The sequence below is a fragment of the Streptomyces sp. NPDC060232 genome, assembly GCF_042726555.1.
In the GTDB taxonomy this organism is placed as follows: domain Bacteria; phylum Actinomycetota; class Actinomycetes; order Streptomycetales; family Streptomycetaceae; genus Streptomyces.
Map to the genome: position 1 here is coordinate 564,288 of NZ_JBHXAG010000001.1, position 13,526 is coordinate 577,813.

At 75.0% G+C, this 13,526-nt stretch carries 13 protein-coding genes; 5 read left to right on the forward strand and 8 right to left on the reverse strand.

Going from position 1 to position 13,526, the window contains the following annotated elements:
• Nucleotides 1-978, reverse strand: a 978-nt coding sequence (locus ACFWFZ_RS02505) for a YihY/virulence factor BrkB family protein (RefSeq protein WP_387115396.1), incomplete at its 3' end; no start/stop codon positions are given.
• A gap of 215 nt (nucleotides 979-1,193) precedes the next feature.
• Here ACFWFZ_RS02505 and lanKC point away from each other — a divergent pair.
• From lanKC to ACFWFZ_RS02525, 4 genes are all read left to right on the forward strand, one after another.
• Nucleotides 1,194-3,830, forward strand: a complete 2,637-nt coding sequence (gene lanKC / locus ACFWFZ_RS02510) for a class III lanthionine synthetase LanKC (protein ID WP_387115399.1) — start codon at nucleotides 1,194-1,196, stop codon at nucleotides 3,828-3,830.
• Entirely contained in the window at nucleotides 3,827-3,961 is a 135-nt protein-coding gene (locus ACFWFZ_RS02515; RefSeq protein WP_030962357.1) for a SapB/AmfS family lanthipeptide, read from the forward strand. The genes lanKC and ACFWFZ_RS02515 overlap by 4 nt, the downstream gene beginning before the upstream one ends.
• Before the next feature lie 66 nt (nucleotides 3,962-4,027).
• A complete protein-coding gene (locus ACFWFZ_RS02520; RefSeq protein ID WP_387115402.1) occupies nucleotides 4,028-5,842 on the forward strand; it encodes an ATP-binding cassette domain-containing protein in 1,815 nt (604 codons plus the stop codon).
• Nucleotides 5,839-7,683, forward strand: a complete 1,845-nt coding sequence (locus tag ACFWFZ_RS02525; protein WP_387115405.1) for an ATP-binding cassette domain-containing protein — start codon at nucleotides 5,839-5,841, stop codon at nucleotides 7,681-7,683. Before ACFWFZ_RS02520 ends, ACFWFZ_RS02525 begins: the two co-directional genes overlap by 4 nt.
• Before the next feature lie 37 nt (nucleotides 7,684-7,720).
• On the opposite strand, the gene ACFWFZ_RS02530 is transcribed toward ACFWFZ_RS02525, so the two are convergent.
• The 3 genes from ACFWFZ_RS02530 to ACFWFZ_RS02540 all read right to left on the reverse strand — a co-directional run bounded on the left by ACFWFZ_RS02530 (nucleotide 7,721) and on the right by ACFWFZ_RS02540 (nucleotide 9,808).
• On the reverse strand, nucleotides 7,721-8,332 hold the full coding sequence (locus ACFWFZ_RS02530) for a LuxR C-terminal-related transcriptional regulator (RefSeq protein WP_387115408.1): 612 nt from the start codon (nucleotides 8,330-8,332) through the stop codon (nucleotides 7,721-7,723).
• Between the two features lie 196 nt (nucleotides 8,333-8,528).
• Nucleotides 8,529-9,353, reverse strand: coding sequence for a DUF1206 domain-containing protein (locus tag ACFWFZ_RS02535; protein ID WP_387115411.1), 825 nt, complete (start codon nucleotides 9,351-9,353; stop codon nucleotides 8,529-8,531).
• Between the two features lie 5 nt (nucleotides 9,354-9,358).
• Nucleotides 9,359-9,808, reverse strand: coding sequence for an SRPBCC family protein (locus tag ACFWFZ_RS02540; protein WP_387115414.1), 450 nt, complete (start codon nucleotides 9,806-9,808; stop codon nucleotides 9,359-9,361).
• Between the two features lie 165 nt (nucleotides 9,809-9,973).
• On the opposite strand from ACFWFZ_RS02540, the gene ACFWFZ_RS02545 reads away from it, so the two are divergent.
• A complete protein-coding gene (locus tag ACFWFZ_RS02545; RefSeq protein WP_387115417.1) occupies nucleotides 9,974-10,405 on the forward strand; it encodes a VOC family protein in 432 nt (143 codons plus the stop codon).
• Between the two features lie 137 nt (nucleotides 10,406-10,542).
• On the opposite strand, the gene ACFWFZ_RS02550 is transcribed toward ACFWFZ_RS02545, so the two are convergent.
• From ACFWFZ_RS02550 to ACFWFZ_RS02565, 4 genes are all read right to left on the reverse strand, one after another.
• Nucleotides 10,543-10,974, reverse strand: a complete 432-nt coding sequence (locus ACFWFZ_RS02550; protein ID WP_387115420.1) for an ATP-binding protein — start codon at nucleotides 10,972-10,974, stop codon at nucleotides 10,543-10,545.
• Nucleotides 10,975-11,154: 180 nt separating this feature from the next.
• On the reverse strand, nucleotides 11,155-12,114 hold the full coding sequence (locus ACFWFZ_RS02555) for an anti-sigma factor RsbA family regulatory protein (protein WP_387115423.1): 960 nt from the start codon (nucleotides 12,112-12,114) through the stop codon (nucleotides 11,155-11,157).
• Entirely contained in the window at nucleotides 12,111-12,443 is a 333-nt protein-coding gene (locus ACFWFZ_RS02560; RefSeq protein WP_387115426.1) for an STAS domain-containing protein, read from the reverse strand. Before ACFWFZ_RS02560 ends, ACFWFZ_RS02555 begins: the two co-directional genes overlap by 4 nt.
• 9 nt (nucleotides 12,444-12,452) lie before the next feature.
• The gene (locus tag ACFWFZ_RS02565) at nucleotides 12,453-13,379 is read right to left on the reverse strand and encodes a SigB/SigF/SigG family RNA polymerase sigma factor (RefSeq protein WP_387115430.1); all 927 of its coding nucleotides are present in this window, start codon (nucleotides 13,377-13,379) and stop codon (nucleotides 12,453-12,455) included.
• Between the last annotated feature and the right edge of the window lie 147 nt (nucleotides 13,380-13,526).

The following is a 13,526-nucleotide window of genomic DNA, read 5'->3' on the forward strand; positions in this document are numbered from 1 at the left end:
GGGGGCGCGCCCGCCCCGCCCCCCGGGCCCCGCGCCCGCGCGCGCGCCCCCCGCGGGCCCGCGGCCCCCGGCCCCCCCGCCCGGCCCCGCGCCCCCCGGCTCCCGCGCCCGCTCGGCGTTGAACTGAGCGCCGGTGACCAGCGCCAGGTTGGCGAACCAGAGCCAGACCACGAAGACCACGATCCCCGCCAGCGACCCGTACAGGCGGCCGTACGTGTCCAGTTGCGTGTACAGCGTGAAGAGCCCCGAGGCGGCCAGCCACAGCAGCGCCGCCAGTATCCCGCCGGGCAGGCCCCGCCGGGTGCCCCGGCTCTGGGCCGGCCCGGTCCGGAAGAGGACCAGCACCAGAAGGGTCACGACCACCAGGAGCACGGGCCAGCGCAGGAGCGCGACGGCTTGCGCACCGCCCGCCCCCACGGCCCGCGCGGCCCATCGGGCCGGCGGCCCGGACACGACCAGACCCACGGCGCCGACGACGAGCAGCACCAGCAGCAGCGCCGCATGCACGACGAGGGTGTGCGCCGCACGCAGCGGCCGCCGCGTGTCCGGCACCCGGTGCATCGTGTGCAGGGCGCGGCGGAACACCGCCAGATAACTGCACGCCGACCACAGGGCGCTCACCACCCCGCCGAGCAGCAGGGCCCACATCGAGGAATGCCCCTCGGGGAGGCCGCCCAGCGCCTCGCGGAGCACCTGCGCCGACTGCGGCGGCGCGTACGCGGTCAGATCGGCGATGAGCCCCTCCCGGCGCGCCCCGCCCAGCAGCCCCACCACCGAGACGGCGATGACGAGCGCCGGCAGCAGCGCCAACAGGGCGTAGTAGGTGAGAGCGGCCGCGTGGTCGGCCAGGTTGTCCGTCCACACGCGGACGGCCGTACGCCGCAACTCGGCGCGGGTGCGCGCCGCGAGGCCGCGGGCGGTGGAGGTGGCGGCGGGCGGGGCGCCTCGACGCGAAGCGGTGCGGGGGATGTCGGTCACCCCGTGCGCGTGCCCGCCGGGGCCCGCGCCCATGCGCCCGCGGGGCCCCCGCGTACCGGCCCGGCCGCCGGGTTGCACCCGCGCCGCCGGCACTGGTGGCACCGCCGCCCTTCGTGACTCGTGAGTACTGCACACCCCATCGGTGACAGCGGTGACTGTCGCACCCCGCGCCGCGCGTGACACCTTCGGGTCTGCCACCGACCGAGGGAGCAGGTGTGAACAAGGGGTACGCCGCCTTCTGCGACGCAGACCGCTGGTTCTACGACGCGCCGTACCGGCGGGCCGGAGAGAGCTACCCGGCCGCCCTCGCCCCCGTCCCGCCGGGCTGGCGCTCGCACCGCAGCGGCGACTGGCTCGCCCTGCGCCCCACCGCGGCCGAACTGCCCGCGCAGGGCTGGAAGATCCACGTCTCGGCCACGCTCGACAACGCCGAGTCGGTGCTCGGGACGGTGTACGCATACTGCACAGAGCGGAGCATCGCCTTCAAGTTCATCCCGAGCCGCTACCTGCTGCACCTGCGCAACGCCAAGTACGCGGACCGCGCGGCGAGCGGCAAGTTCATCACCGTGTACCCCGCCGACGAGCAGCAGTGCCACCGCATCGCGCAGGACCTCGACGCCGCACTGGCCGGGGCGGCCGGCCCGTACATCCTCAGCGATCTGCGCTGGGGCGCCGGCCCGGTCCACCTGCGCTACGGCAGCTTCACCCTGCGGCACTGCTACGACGGGCACGGCGAACTGGTCCCGGCCGTCGAGACCCCCGACGGCCGGCTCGTACCGGACCGGCGCGGACCCGCCTTCCAGCCGCCCGAGTGGCTCGAACTGCCCGCCTTCCTGACGCCCCACCTCCAGGCGCGCTCCGCCGTCACCCTGACCGACATCCCCTTCACGGTGGAGCGGGCGCTGCACTTCTCCAACGGCGGCGGCGTCTACGCCGGCACGGACACCCGCACCGGCGAGGCCGTGGTCCTCAAGGAGGCCCGGCCCCACGCCGGACTCGCCGCCGACGGCGCGGACGCCGTGGCCCGGCTGCACCGCGAACGGGCCGCCCTGGAACGGCTGGCGGGCCTGGACTGCGTACCTGCGGTCCGCGGCACCTTCACGGTCGGCGACCACCACTTCCTGGTACTGCAGCACCTCGACGGCAAACCGCTCAACACCTACTTCGCCCGCCGCCACCCGCTGATCGAGGCGGACCCCGCCCCGGCGGAACTGGCCTCCTACACCGCATGGGCGCTGAAGATCCACCGGCGGGTGACCGAAGCCGTCGACGCCGTCCACGCCCGCGGGGTCGTCTTCAACGACCTCCACCTCTTCAACATCATGGTGGCCGAGGACGCGACCGGCGAACCCTCCGTCGCACTGCTGGACTTCGAGGCTGCCGCGCACATCGACGAAGGGCTGCGGCAGACCGTGGCCAACCCGGCCTTCGTCGCCCCCGCCGGGCGGCGCGGATTCGCCGTCGACCGCTACGCCCTCGCCTGCCTGCGGCTCGCCCTCTTCCTCCCGCTGACCAGCCTCCTCGCCATGGACCGCACCAAGGCCGCCCACCTGGCCGCCGTCGCCGCCGAGCAGTTCCCCGTACCGCGCCGGTTCCTCGACGAGGCCGTCGAGGAGATCCTCACCGGCGCACCGGAGGGCCGGCCGGGCGACCGCCTGCCCGCACCGGCCGGACCGTACCTCCCCGTCGCCCCCCGGCAATGGCCGGCCGCCCGTGCCTCGATGACCGAAGCGCTGCGGGCCAGCGCCACCCCGCACCGCGAGGACCGCTTCGTCCCCGGCGACATCGCCCAGTTCGCGACCGCCCACGGAGGCATCGGCTTCGGCAACGGGATCGCCGGGGTGCTCCACGCCCTCGCCGAGACCGGCGCCGGCCCCTGGCCGGAAGCCGAGGAGTGGCTGCTCGACCGGACCGCGGAACCGGCCTCCGGCACCCCGCTCGGCTTCTACGACGGCCTCGCGGGCACCGCCTGGACGCTGCACCGGCTGGGACACCCGGAGCGCGCCCTCGCCCTCGCCGAGCGGCTGCTGGACCAGCCCTGGGAGAGCGCGGGCCCCGACCTGCACGGCGGCCTCCCCGGCATCGGCCTCGCCCTGGACGCGCTCGGCACCGCGAGCGGCGAGCGCGAACTGCACTCCGCGGCCCTGCGCTGCGCCGAACTGCTCGCCCGACCGGAGCAACGGCCCACCCGAGCCGGCCTGTTGTACGGCAACTCCGGCCCCGCCCTGCTCCTCGTACGCCTCTACGAGCGCACCGGCGACAAGGAACTGCTCATCCAGGCCGCCCACGCGCTCCACCGCGACCTCGACCGCTGCGTCACCAGCGCGTACGGCACCCTCCAGGTCGACGAGGGCTGGCGCACCATGCCGTACCTCGGCGAGGGCAGCGTCGGCATCGGCATGGTCCTCGACGACTGGCTGCGGCACGGTCCCGACGAGCGCTTCGAACAGGCCCGGCCGGAGATCGTACGGGCGGCGCAGGCCACCTTCTACGCCCAGCCCGGGCTGATGCGCGGCGCCGCCGGAATGATCCTCCACCTGGCCCGGACCACCACCCCCGGACCAGGGACCGGGCCCGCCGCCATCGCCCGCCAGATCGACGCGCTGGCCCGCCACGCCGTGCCGTACCAGGGACATCTGGCCTTCCCCGGCGAGCAGATGATGCGGCTGTCCATGGACCTCACCACGGGCACGGCCGGCGCTCTCCTCGCCCTCGGCAGCGCGGCGCCCGGCGGGCGCGCGCACCTGCCGTTCCTTCCGCCGCTGCGCGACGCCGCCGCGGCCCACGAACCGGTCCCGTCCGGGACCGTGACCCATCGCACGACCCGAGAGAAGAAGAGGAACCTGACATGACGCTTCTTGACCTGCAGTCGATGGAGACCCCGAAGGAAGAGACCGCCGAGGTCGCGATGACCGGCGGCGGCAGCCGCGCCAGCCTGCTCCTCTGCGGGGACAGCAGCCTGAGCATCACGACCTGCAACTGACCGGGTCACCTCGGGCCCGGGCGGTTCACCGCCCGGGCCGCACCACATCACTGGAGGCATCCGCCGATGAGCCCTCCTGACGCGGCCGCCGGACCGGCGCAGGGGCCGGAACCCGCCCTGGCACGCGGCGCGGACCAGGCACTCGCCGAGGCCGCCCGGCACAGCGCCGGGCGCACCGCCGCGGTCCTCGGATGCACGCTGGCCGCCGCCGCGGCGGCGCTCGCCGAACCGGCCGTCCTCGGCCACACCCTCGATCTGCTGCTGCGCGCGGACCCGTCGGGCCCCGCCTGGACGCTGCTGTGCGCCGCCGTCATCGGGGCCGAAGTGGCCCTGGACGCCGCAGCCGCACGGCTGACCGGGGAGGTCGACGGCCGTTCCACCGCCCGCCTGCGCAGGCTCGGGCTCGCCCGGCTGCTGGGGACGGCACCGCACCACGCGGCCCGGCACGCGCCCGGCGAAACCGCCGCGCGGCTGACCGCACACGCCGCCGAGGCGGGGAAGGTCCCGGCGGCCGTCGCGCACGGCGTCGCCGCGCTGCTGCCGCCGCTCGGCGCGGTGGCCGCGCTCTTCCTCATCGACCCGTGGACGGCGCTGACCTTCCTCCTGGGCCTGCCGTTGCTGGTGCTCCTGCTGCGGGCCTTCACCCGCGACACCCTCACCAGCGTCACCCGCTACCAGCAGGTGCAGCTCGCGACCGCCGGACGCCTCGTCGAAGCACTGGCCGGGGCGCGCACCATCGCCGCCGCCGGGACCGCCGACCGCGAACGCGCCCGCATCCTCGCACGGCTGCCCGAACTGGGCGCCGAGGGCAGGCGCATGTGGCAGGTCTACGGCGGCACGACGGCCCGGTCCTCGGCCCTCATGCCGATGCTCCTGTACGCGGTCCTCGCCGTCGGCGGCATCCGCCTGTCGGCCGGGGCCATCGGGGTCGGCGAACTCCTCGCAGCCCTGCGGTACGCGGGCCTCGCGGCCGGTGTCGGCGCGGTGACCGGAGCGCTGGCGGCGGTGGTCCGAGGCAGGGCCGCCGCCCGGCGGACCGCCGCCCTCCTGGCCCTGCCCCCGCTCGGCCACGGCCGGGCCGAGCTGCCGGAGGGGGGGCCCGGCACTCTGGAGCTGCGCGACGTACGGGTCGTGCGCGGCGGATCGGCCGTCCTGCGGGACCTCAGCCTGGTGATCCCCGGGGGCAGCACCGTGGCGGTGGTGGGCCGGTCCGGGGCCGGCAAGACGCTGTTCGCCGCCGTGGCCGGCCGGCTCACCGACCCCGACGCCGGCCAGGTGCTGCTGGACGGCGTACCGCTGCGGGAGCTGAGCGCCGTAGCCCTGCGCCGCGAGGTGGGCTACGCCTTCGACCGGCCCGTACTGCTCGGCGGCACGGTCGGCGAGGCGATCGGGTTCGGCGCGGACCCGGCCCCCGGGCCGCGGGCGGTCCGGGCCGCGGCACGGGCCGCGGGCGCCGAGCCGTTCGTACGGCGCCTGCCCGACGGGTACGCGACGCGCCTGACCGACGCCCCGCTGTCGGGCGGTGAGGTCCAACGCCTCGGGCTGGCCCGGGCGTTCTGCCATGCGGGCCGGCTCCTCGTGCTGGACGACGCCACCTCCAGCCTCGACACCGTCACCGCCCGGGAGGTCGAGCGGGCGCTCGCCCGTGAGATCCGGCCCGGCACCCGGATCGTGGTCGCCCACCGCCTCTCGTCCGCCGTCCGCGCCGACCTCGTGGTGTGGCTCGACGACGGACGGATGCGGGCAACCGGCACCCACGCCGAACTGTGGCGGCGCGAACCGGCCTACCGCGAGGTGTTCGCTGCCGGCGCCACGGCGATGCCCGGGACGGAGACGGACGGCCGCCCGCCGCCCCCACGGAAGCTGGAGGCGGGCCGATGACCGGAACGCAGACCCGAACCGCGGCCGGAGCCGGAGCCGGGGCCCGGGCCGGGGCCGGGGCCGGGAAAGAGACGGAGGCCTGGCGCCGGGTGGCCCCCGAGGCCAGGCGGTTCCTGCGCGGCCGCAAGAGCGCCCTGGCGCGCCTGGGGGCATGGTCGCTCCTGGAGTCCGCGCACACCTTCCTCGGCGGCTATGCGGTGGCCCGCGCCCTCGACGACGGCTTCCTCGCCGGCCGCACCGCCACCGGACTGGCCTGGCTGGCCGCCGCCGCGGCCGGAGCACTCCTCGGCGGGATCGCGCTGCGGGGTGTGTTCGCCGGACTCGCGGACCTCGTCGAGCCACTGCGGGACGGCCTGGTCCGGCGGGCGGTCCGGCAGGCACTGGACCGCGCGGTCGGCGACCCGGCACGGGCTCCCGACGCGGGCGCGGTGTCCCGCCTGACCCAGCAGACGGAAATGGCCCGGGACTCCTTCGCCGGGCTGGTTCTGACGGTGCGCTCGTTCGTGTTCACCGCCGTGGGCGCCTTCGCGGGCATGGCGGCCCTGGCCCCGGTGCTGCTGCTGACCGTGCTGCCGCCCCTGCTGCTCGGCGTGGCCGTCTTCCTGGCCACGCTCCGCCCCATGGCGGCCGTGCAGCGCCGCTCCCTGGACACCGACGAGGCGCTCGCCGACCGGCTGGGGGAGCTGGGCGGTGGTTTGCGCGACATCGTGGCCTGCGGCGGACAGCCGGCGGCGCAGGCCCGGGTCGAGCCCCTGATCGCCGCCCAGGAACAGCTGGCCCGCCGGCTCGCGCACTGGGCGGCACTGCGGACCCTGGCCCTGGGTACGGCGGGCCGCCTGCCGGTGATCGCACTGCTCGCCGCGGCGCCCTGGCTGCTCGCCCACGGGATCACCGCCGGAACGCTCGCGGGGGGTCTCACCTACGTGGTGCAGGCCCTGCTGCCGGCCCTCAACTCGCTGATGACGGCACTCGGTTCCGCCGGGACCCGGCTGCTCGTGGTCCTGGAGCGCTTCTGCGCCCCGCTGCACCCGCTGCCGGTCGCTCCGGCGGCGAGGGCGCAGCAGGTCAGCGACCCGGTCCGTCCCGCCGCCGCCGTGGCCGCGGCCGAACTGCGGGGCGTCACCTTCGCCTACGGCCGCGGCGCGGCGCCCGTACTCGACGCCCTCGACCTCGTCGTGAGGCCAGGGGAACACCTCGCCGTCGTCGGTCCGAGCGGCATCGGCAAGTCCACGCTCACCGCCCTGCTCGCCGGGATGCTCGCACCCGACGCGGGCACGGTGCTCGTCGCGGGCGAGGCCGCCCGCCGGTCACCGGACGCGGGCGGACCGGATCTGCGGCGGACCCTCCTGCCGCAGCAGGCCTACGTGTTCACCGGGACCGTGCGGGAGAACCTCACCCACCTCTCCGGCCCCCCTGACCAGGGCGGCGCCCGGACCGGGGACGCCCGGGTGCGGCACGCCGTCAGCGCCCTGGGCCTGGACGCCCTGGTGGAGCGGCTGGGCGGACTGGACGCCCAGGTGCGGCCCGGGCTGCTGTCCCGCGGCGAGGGCCAGCAGCTCGCGCTCGCCGCCGCCTACCTCTCGCCGGCGCCGCTCCTGCTCCTCGACGAAGCCACCTGCCACCTGGACCCGCGTACGGAGGAGCGTGCCGAACGGGCCCTCGCGGCCCGGCCCGGCACCCTCGTCGTCGTGGCCCACCGCGTCTCGTCCGCGGCCCGCGCCGACCGGGTCCTCGTCCTGGACGGGACCCGCGCCGTGTGCGGCACCCATGCGGACCTCCCGGCCAGATCGCCCCTCTACCGCGACCTGGTGGGGAAGTGGAACGGGACCACCGACGGATGACCCGGCCGTCCCGCCCGCCGTCCGCGGGGGCCGCGGATCAGACCCAGCCCTCCCGCCGGGAGATCCGGATCGCGTCGATGAGGTTGCGTGCGCCGGTCTTGCGCGTCGCCGCGGCCATGTAGTTGCGCACGGTCCCGCTCGCCAGGTGCAGCGCGCGGGCTATCTCGGCGATGGAATCGCCCTCGGCGGCCCGGGCCAGCACACTCAGCTCCCGCGGGCTCAGCGGTAGCGGATCCGCCTCCATGAAGGCCGAGGCCAGCGAGGCGTCGATGAACCGTTCCCCGGCGGCGACCCGCCGCACCGCCCGTACCAACCGCCCCGGCGAGCCGTCCTTGTCGACGTAGCCGCGGGCCTCGGCGCGGAAGGCCCGGTGCAGCGAACCGGGCGCGCCGGCCGACGCCAGCACCAGCACGGGGGAGGGGGAAGCGAGGACCTGGCGGTCGGCGGCGCGCCCGTGGTCGCCCAGCACGGCCGTCGTCCCCGGACAGTCCAGGTCGACGACCGTCACATCCGGCCGTAAGGACTCCGCCCGGTGTGCCGCGCTCCGCCAGCCCGCGCAGGTGACCTCGAAAGGCCCTTCCGATCTCAGCAGGGCGGCCAGGGCCGACCGGACCAGGCTGACGTTGTGCAGGACCAGGACCTTCGTCATCGTGAGCTCTCCTCGGTGAACGAACCGACAGCACCACGCGGCTGCCCCCGTAGCGGGGGGATGGAACGTCACTGCGGGGGGCTTGCAGGGGCATACGGACAACTTGGCCGAGATGCCCGCGGATCCGGCTCCGCTTAGGCGGGTTATCCCCTTGAAGACCGGAGGCGTGCCGCTCCGCCCGCCCCCGCCGAACGGCTCACACCTCGCGCCACCGCGCCATCGCCCAGTCGAACGCCCCGTACAGGGTCAGTCCGACGGCGACCGCGACCAGCAGCCACGGCCCCGCCGGGGTCAGGGAGAACGACCTCAGGGTGTCGTCGAGCCCCTTCGCCTGACCGGGGTCATAGCGCACCGCCGCGTACAGGATGAAGCCGCCGGCCGCCGCGAACACGGCCCCGCGGGCCAGCCCGCCGCTCACCCCGAGGAAGTCGACCGCCTTGCGCCAGCCCTGCGAGGCCCCGCCCATGGCGAGGTGCTCTCGGAAGTCACGCCGGGCCGCCTGCACCGCGATGACCACGCCCGCGACGGCGATCCCGAGTCCGACGGCGCCCACCAGCCACTGGCCGGCCGGCAGGCCCAACGCCTTCGAGGTCATGTCACGCGACTGCTCGTCCCCGGAGTTCCCGCCGCCCCCGCCCGCGGCGAATGCGAAGACGGAGAAGGCCACCACCGCGTAGAACACACACCGGGCCGCCGCGGCCAGCCGGTTCGTGGGCTTGTCGCCCTTCGGCCCGGCCGCACCGAAGACCGCCTCCGACAGGCGCCACAGCGCCATGCACACGAGACCGATGCCGACGGCCCAGATCAGGACGGAGCCGAGGGGCTTGTCCGCGATCTCCTGGAGGGCACCCTGCCGGTCGGCCTCCTCATCGCCGCCGCCGAAGGCGACGCGTACGGCCAGCACCCCGATCAGCGCGTACAGCACCCCGTGCGCCACCAGCCCGCATCTGCCCGCGACTTCCCGGACCGTGCCGCCGCGCGACACGGTCCGGGCGCCCCTGCTCGCCACCTCGCCGCTCATGGCGGTCAGACCTCGCCCCGCCAGGCGCCCGTCTCGACCCCGCGCGACTCGATGAACAGCTTGAACCGCTTCAGATCACCCGTGACCTGGCGCTTGACGAAGCCGAGCTTGTCGGCGGCGGACTCGGCCAGACCGTCGGGCACCCAGTTCATGCGCAGGACGACCTTGGTGGTGGTCGCGTCGATGGGCTGGAAGGTCACGAGCCCGGCCTGGCGGGCCTCGCCGTCGACCGTCATCCACGCGACGCGCCGGTCCGGGAGCTGCTCGGTGATCTGCGCGTCGAACTCGCGCCGCACCCCGTTCACGTTCGTCACCCAGTGGGTCAGCGTGTCGGTGCGCTGGTCGATGCGCTCGACCCCCTCCATGAAGGCGGGGAAGTCCTCGAACTGCGTCCACTGGTTGTAGGCCGTGCGTACCGGAACGTTGACCTCGACATACTCCTCGACGTGCGACATGCGCACCCCTTCCCTGTCGTCGGCAGTCCCGCACCCCCGAGGTGCGGGCGTCCGTCTGGACATCTCGCAGCGCGGCTACCCGGCCGCGCCGGCGCCATGCGCGGCCCCGGCGCGGAGGGCCGGTACGGCGCGTGTACGGGTGACGACGCAGGGCACACGCGGGGCATGACCGTACTCAAGACAAGTGTGATCGTCCTGGACTGCGCCGAACCGGAGCCGCTGGCCCGGTTCTACGCGCGACTGCTCGGCGCGTCGGCGGGCCCGGCCACCGACGACGGCGAACTGTTCCTGGTCACCGGCCGCGCCGGCCTCCTGCTCGGCGTCCGCCGCGATCCGCACCGCGCGACGCCGAGCTGGCCGCTGCCGGAGGGCTCCCAGGACGTCCACCTGCGGATCCTGGTGGCGCAGGACGCCCTCGACGAGGCCGAACGCGAGGCTGTGGCCCTCGGTGCGCGCCCGGTGGCGGCCGAGGAGGACGGCACCCGCCCGGACAACCGCACGACCCTGCGCCGCTACGCGGACCCGGCGGGCCACGCGTTCGTCCTCGCGGCCGTGCGGGAAGACCCCGCCCAGCCCGCCGGGGGCCCTCGGCCGTAGGTGACCGTCAAGGAGCGGCGTTCGGTGCGCATGCCTGCCGACCGGAAGCGCTCGTACGGGACGTACGTGGCTTTCGGCCGGTGCGGCGGGAGTACGTGCCGGGCGTCGCGACGGGGCGAACGTCGCCTGACGCGGCCCTAGCGTCCGGTGGCGTCTCCGGAGACCAGTCGGACGGCCTCGATCTCGGCCCAGACGGCCTTGCCGCCCGGATGGACGTCGGCCCCCCAGCGATCGGACAGCCGCTCCACTATGTGGAGGCCGTGGCCGCCGGGCACGCCGCGCCGGGGTGCCGGATCGCGGCGGGGGAGCGTCGTGGTGCCGTCGTACACCTCGATGCGCAGCACCTTCCCGCTGACGAGGACGAGCTCGTGGCAGCCTCCCGCGTGCAGTGACGCGTTGGTCAGCAGCTCGGACACGAGGAGCAGGGTGTCCTCGGCGGTCTCGGTCCCGTCCCAGCCCCAGTCCCGCAGGGCCTGGCGCGTGAAATCGCGCCCCTTGGCCACGGAACCGCGGACGCCCGTCAGGGCGAGCCGGCGGCGCTGCCCCGCGGCGGGATGGCCGACACCCACAGGATCACCCGTTTCCGCTCCGACGGTCTCCACTGAGCTCTCTCACCCCCGCGTTGGCACTGGTCTCTGTCACAGGCGTATGCCCGGCGCGGCCACGATCGATGTACGACACAGTCCACATACCGCAGGCGTTGCGTGGTCGCTCTGGCAGGCGCGTGACATTGTAGGCGACAGCCGCTCTCAGGGCGTGGCCACGTGCAGGCGCAGCGTCAGGCCGATCTCCGTGGCACGGACCTCCACCAGGTCACAGAGCTGGTGGATCATCCACAGGCCACGGCCGCCGTCCGCCGCGGCGAGGGAGGGGCGGCGCCGCCCCGCCAGCGGGTCGGCCAGTCGGCCGTCGTCGTGGATCTCGGCGACGACGCCCCCCGCGGGCCCGTCGACGGTCCACAGGCGGAGCGTGCCCTTCCCGCCACCGTGGGAGAGGGAGTTGGCCGCCGCCTCGCTGATCGCCAGGATCAGGTCGCCGCGCCGCGCCGAACTCAGGGCGGTACCGCGTCCCCAGCCCTCGGCGTACTCGCGGACCTCGGCCAGCCCGCCGCGCGCGTACGCGAGCCGGGCCACCGGCCCGTCGGGCTCGGGCAGCGGGCGGTCCAGGTCCGCCGAGACCCCCGCGAGTCCGGTGTAGCCCGGGCTCGGCAGGTCCCGGCCCCGCTCCACGAGCGCGGGGTGCGTACGCCGGGCGTCCCGCACCACGGCGGGCGCCAGCCCGACGACGTCGTACGGGCACAGGACGGTCGCGGGCCGGCCGGCGAAGGCCATGTTGATGAGGGCCTCGTGGCGGGTGGCCTCCAGGACTTCGGCGGGGGTGCGGCCCGGCCAGATCGGTTCGCCGACGATCCGCGCCGGCCGGCCCGGGTTCCGGTCGGCGAAATCCTGGAGGGCGGCCAGGATCCGGCCCGGGTTGCGGCCCAGTTCCGTCATGTCCGTCCAGGTGATCCGGGAGCCGTCGCCCACGGGGAGGCTCTCGCGCAGGGCGTCCAGGTGCGGGCCCGGTACGGCGACGAGCACCGGCTCGTCGGCCGCGAGGGCAGCGCGTACGAAGCCCCCCACGCCCGTCACGTACTCGTCGAGGTCCCGGTAGAAGAGGGCGGGATGGACGAAGGCCCCCGGCCCGGCGGGCGCAGGAACAGTGATCATGCTGCGACCTCCAGCGCGGCGCACTCGTCCGGGAACATCTCCACTACCCTGCGCAGCGAGTACGGCGGGTCGTGCAGCAGCAGGCGCCGCCCCTGATCGCTCAGGGCCGCCGACGTCCGTACGAGTGCCGCGACCGAGGCCGCGTCGAAGAAGGGCACGGTGGAGAGATCGAGGTGGACGACGGCGCCGGGCATGCCGGCCACGACGCTGAGAACGCTGGACAGCGCCTGCCGGGTGTCGAGGTCGCAGCTGCCGCTCAGGCGCACGCCGGATCGGCCCCGCAGCGGCAGGGCGGTCAGCGGCGCCGTCGCGTCCGGACTCGGCGTCATGGTGCACGCCTACTCCGTGAGCATGCCGGCGCGCAGGCGTGCCAGGGTGCGGGACAGCAGGCGGGAGACCTGCATCTGCGAGATGCCCAGCTCGGCGCCGATCTCGGCCTGGGTCTTGTCCTGGCCGAAGCGCATCTGCAGGATGCGCCGGTCGCGTTCGCCGAGCTCCTGCAGCAGAGGCGCGAGGGTGTGGAACTCCTCGAAGAGCTCCATGGCGGGATCGACCTCGCCGAGGCGCTCCGCCAGCGGCCGGGTCGTCCCGTTCGGCGTGGACGGCGCGTCGCCGTCGGCGCCGGAAGCGTCGAGGGAGCCGCTCGTGTAACCGTTCGCGGCCACCAGCCCGTCGATGACCTCCTCCTCGGAGAGCTCCAGGTGCTGGGCGACCTCCTTGACCGTCGGGGCCCTGCCCAGGACGTCGGTCAGGGCCTCCTGGGCCTTGGCGAGTTCCGTACGCAGCTCCTGCAGGCGGCGGGGGACGTGCACCGCCCAGGTGGTGTCACGGAAGTACCGCTTGATCTCGCCCGTGATGTACGGCAGGGCGAGCGTGGAGAACTCGACCTCGCGGTCGAGGTCGTAGCGGTCGATGGCCTTGATGAGGCCGATGGTCCCCACCTGGATGATGTCGTCCATGTCCAGGCCGCCGCCGAGCACGCGGGCCCGGAAGCGCCGTGCGGCGAACTGCACGAGGGAGAGGTTCATCTCGATCAGGGTGTTGCGCGTGTACTGGTACTCGTGCGTGCCCTCCTCCAGGGCCTGCAGCCGCCGGAAGAAGTGCCGGGACAGCTCACGTGCGTCGGCCGGCGACATCTCGCGGGCGTTCTCCACCAGCGAGGGTTCCTCGTCCCGCGCCGGTGCTCCAGGGTCCTCCAGGTCGCGAACGGGGACGTGCGCGTCGGTTGCACGAACGGGGCCTACAACGGTGGCCGAGCGAGACATGGTTGGCCGCTCCCTCCCGATTGACTGCGGCTGCCGAGGCGCTTGTGCCCCGGGTTTCCGATTCCATTCACCTCAACCGCAAGACTTTTTCCCGCGTCGCGAACCGGTCGCCCGTGAGGGCGCCGGACGACCGGAGGGCGCGGTGCC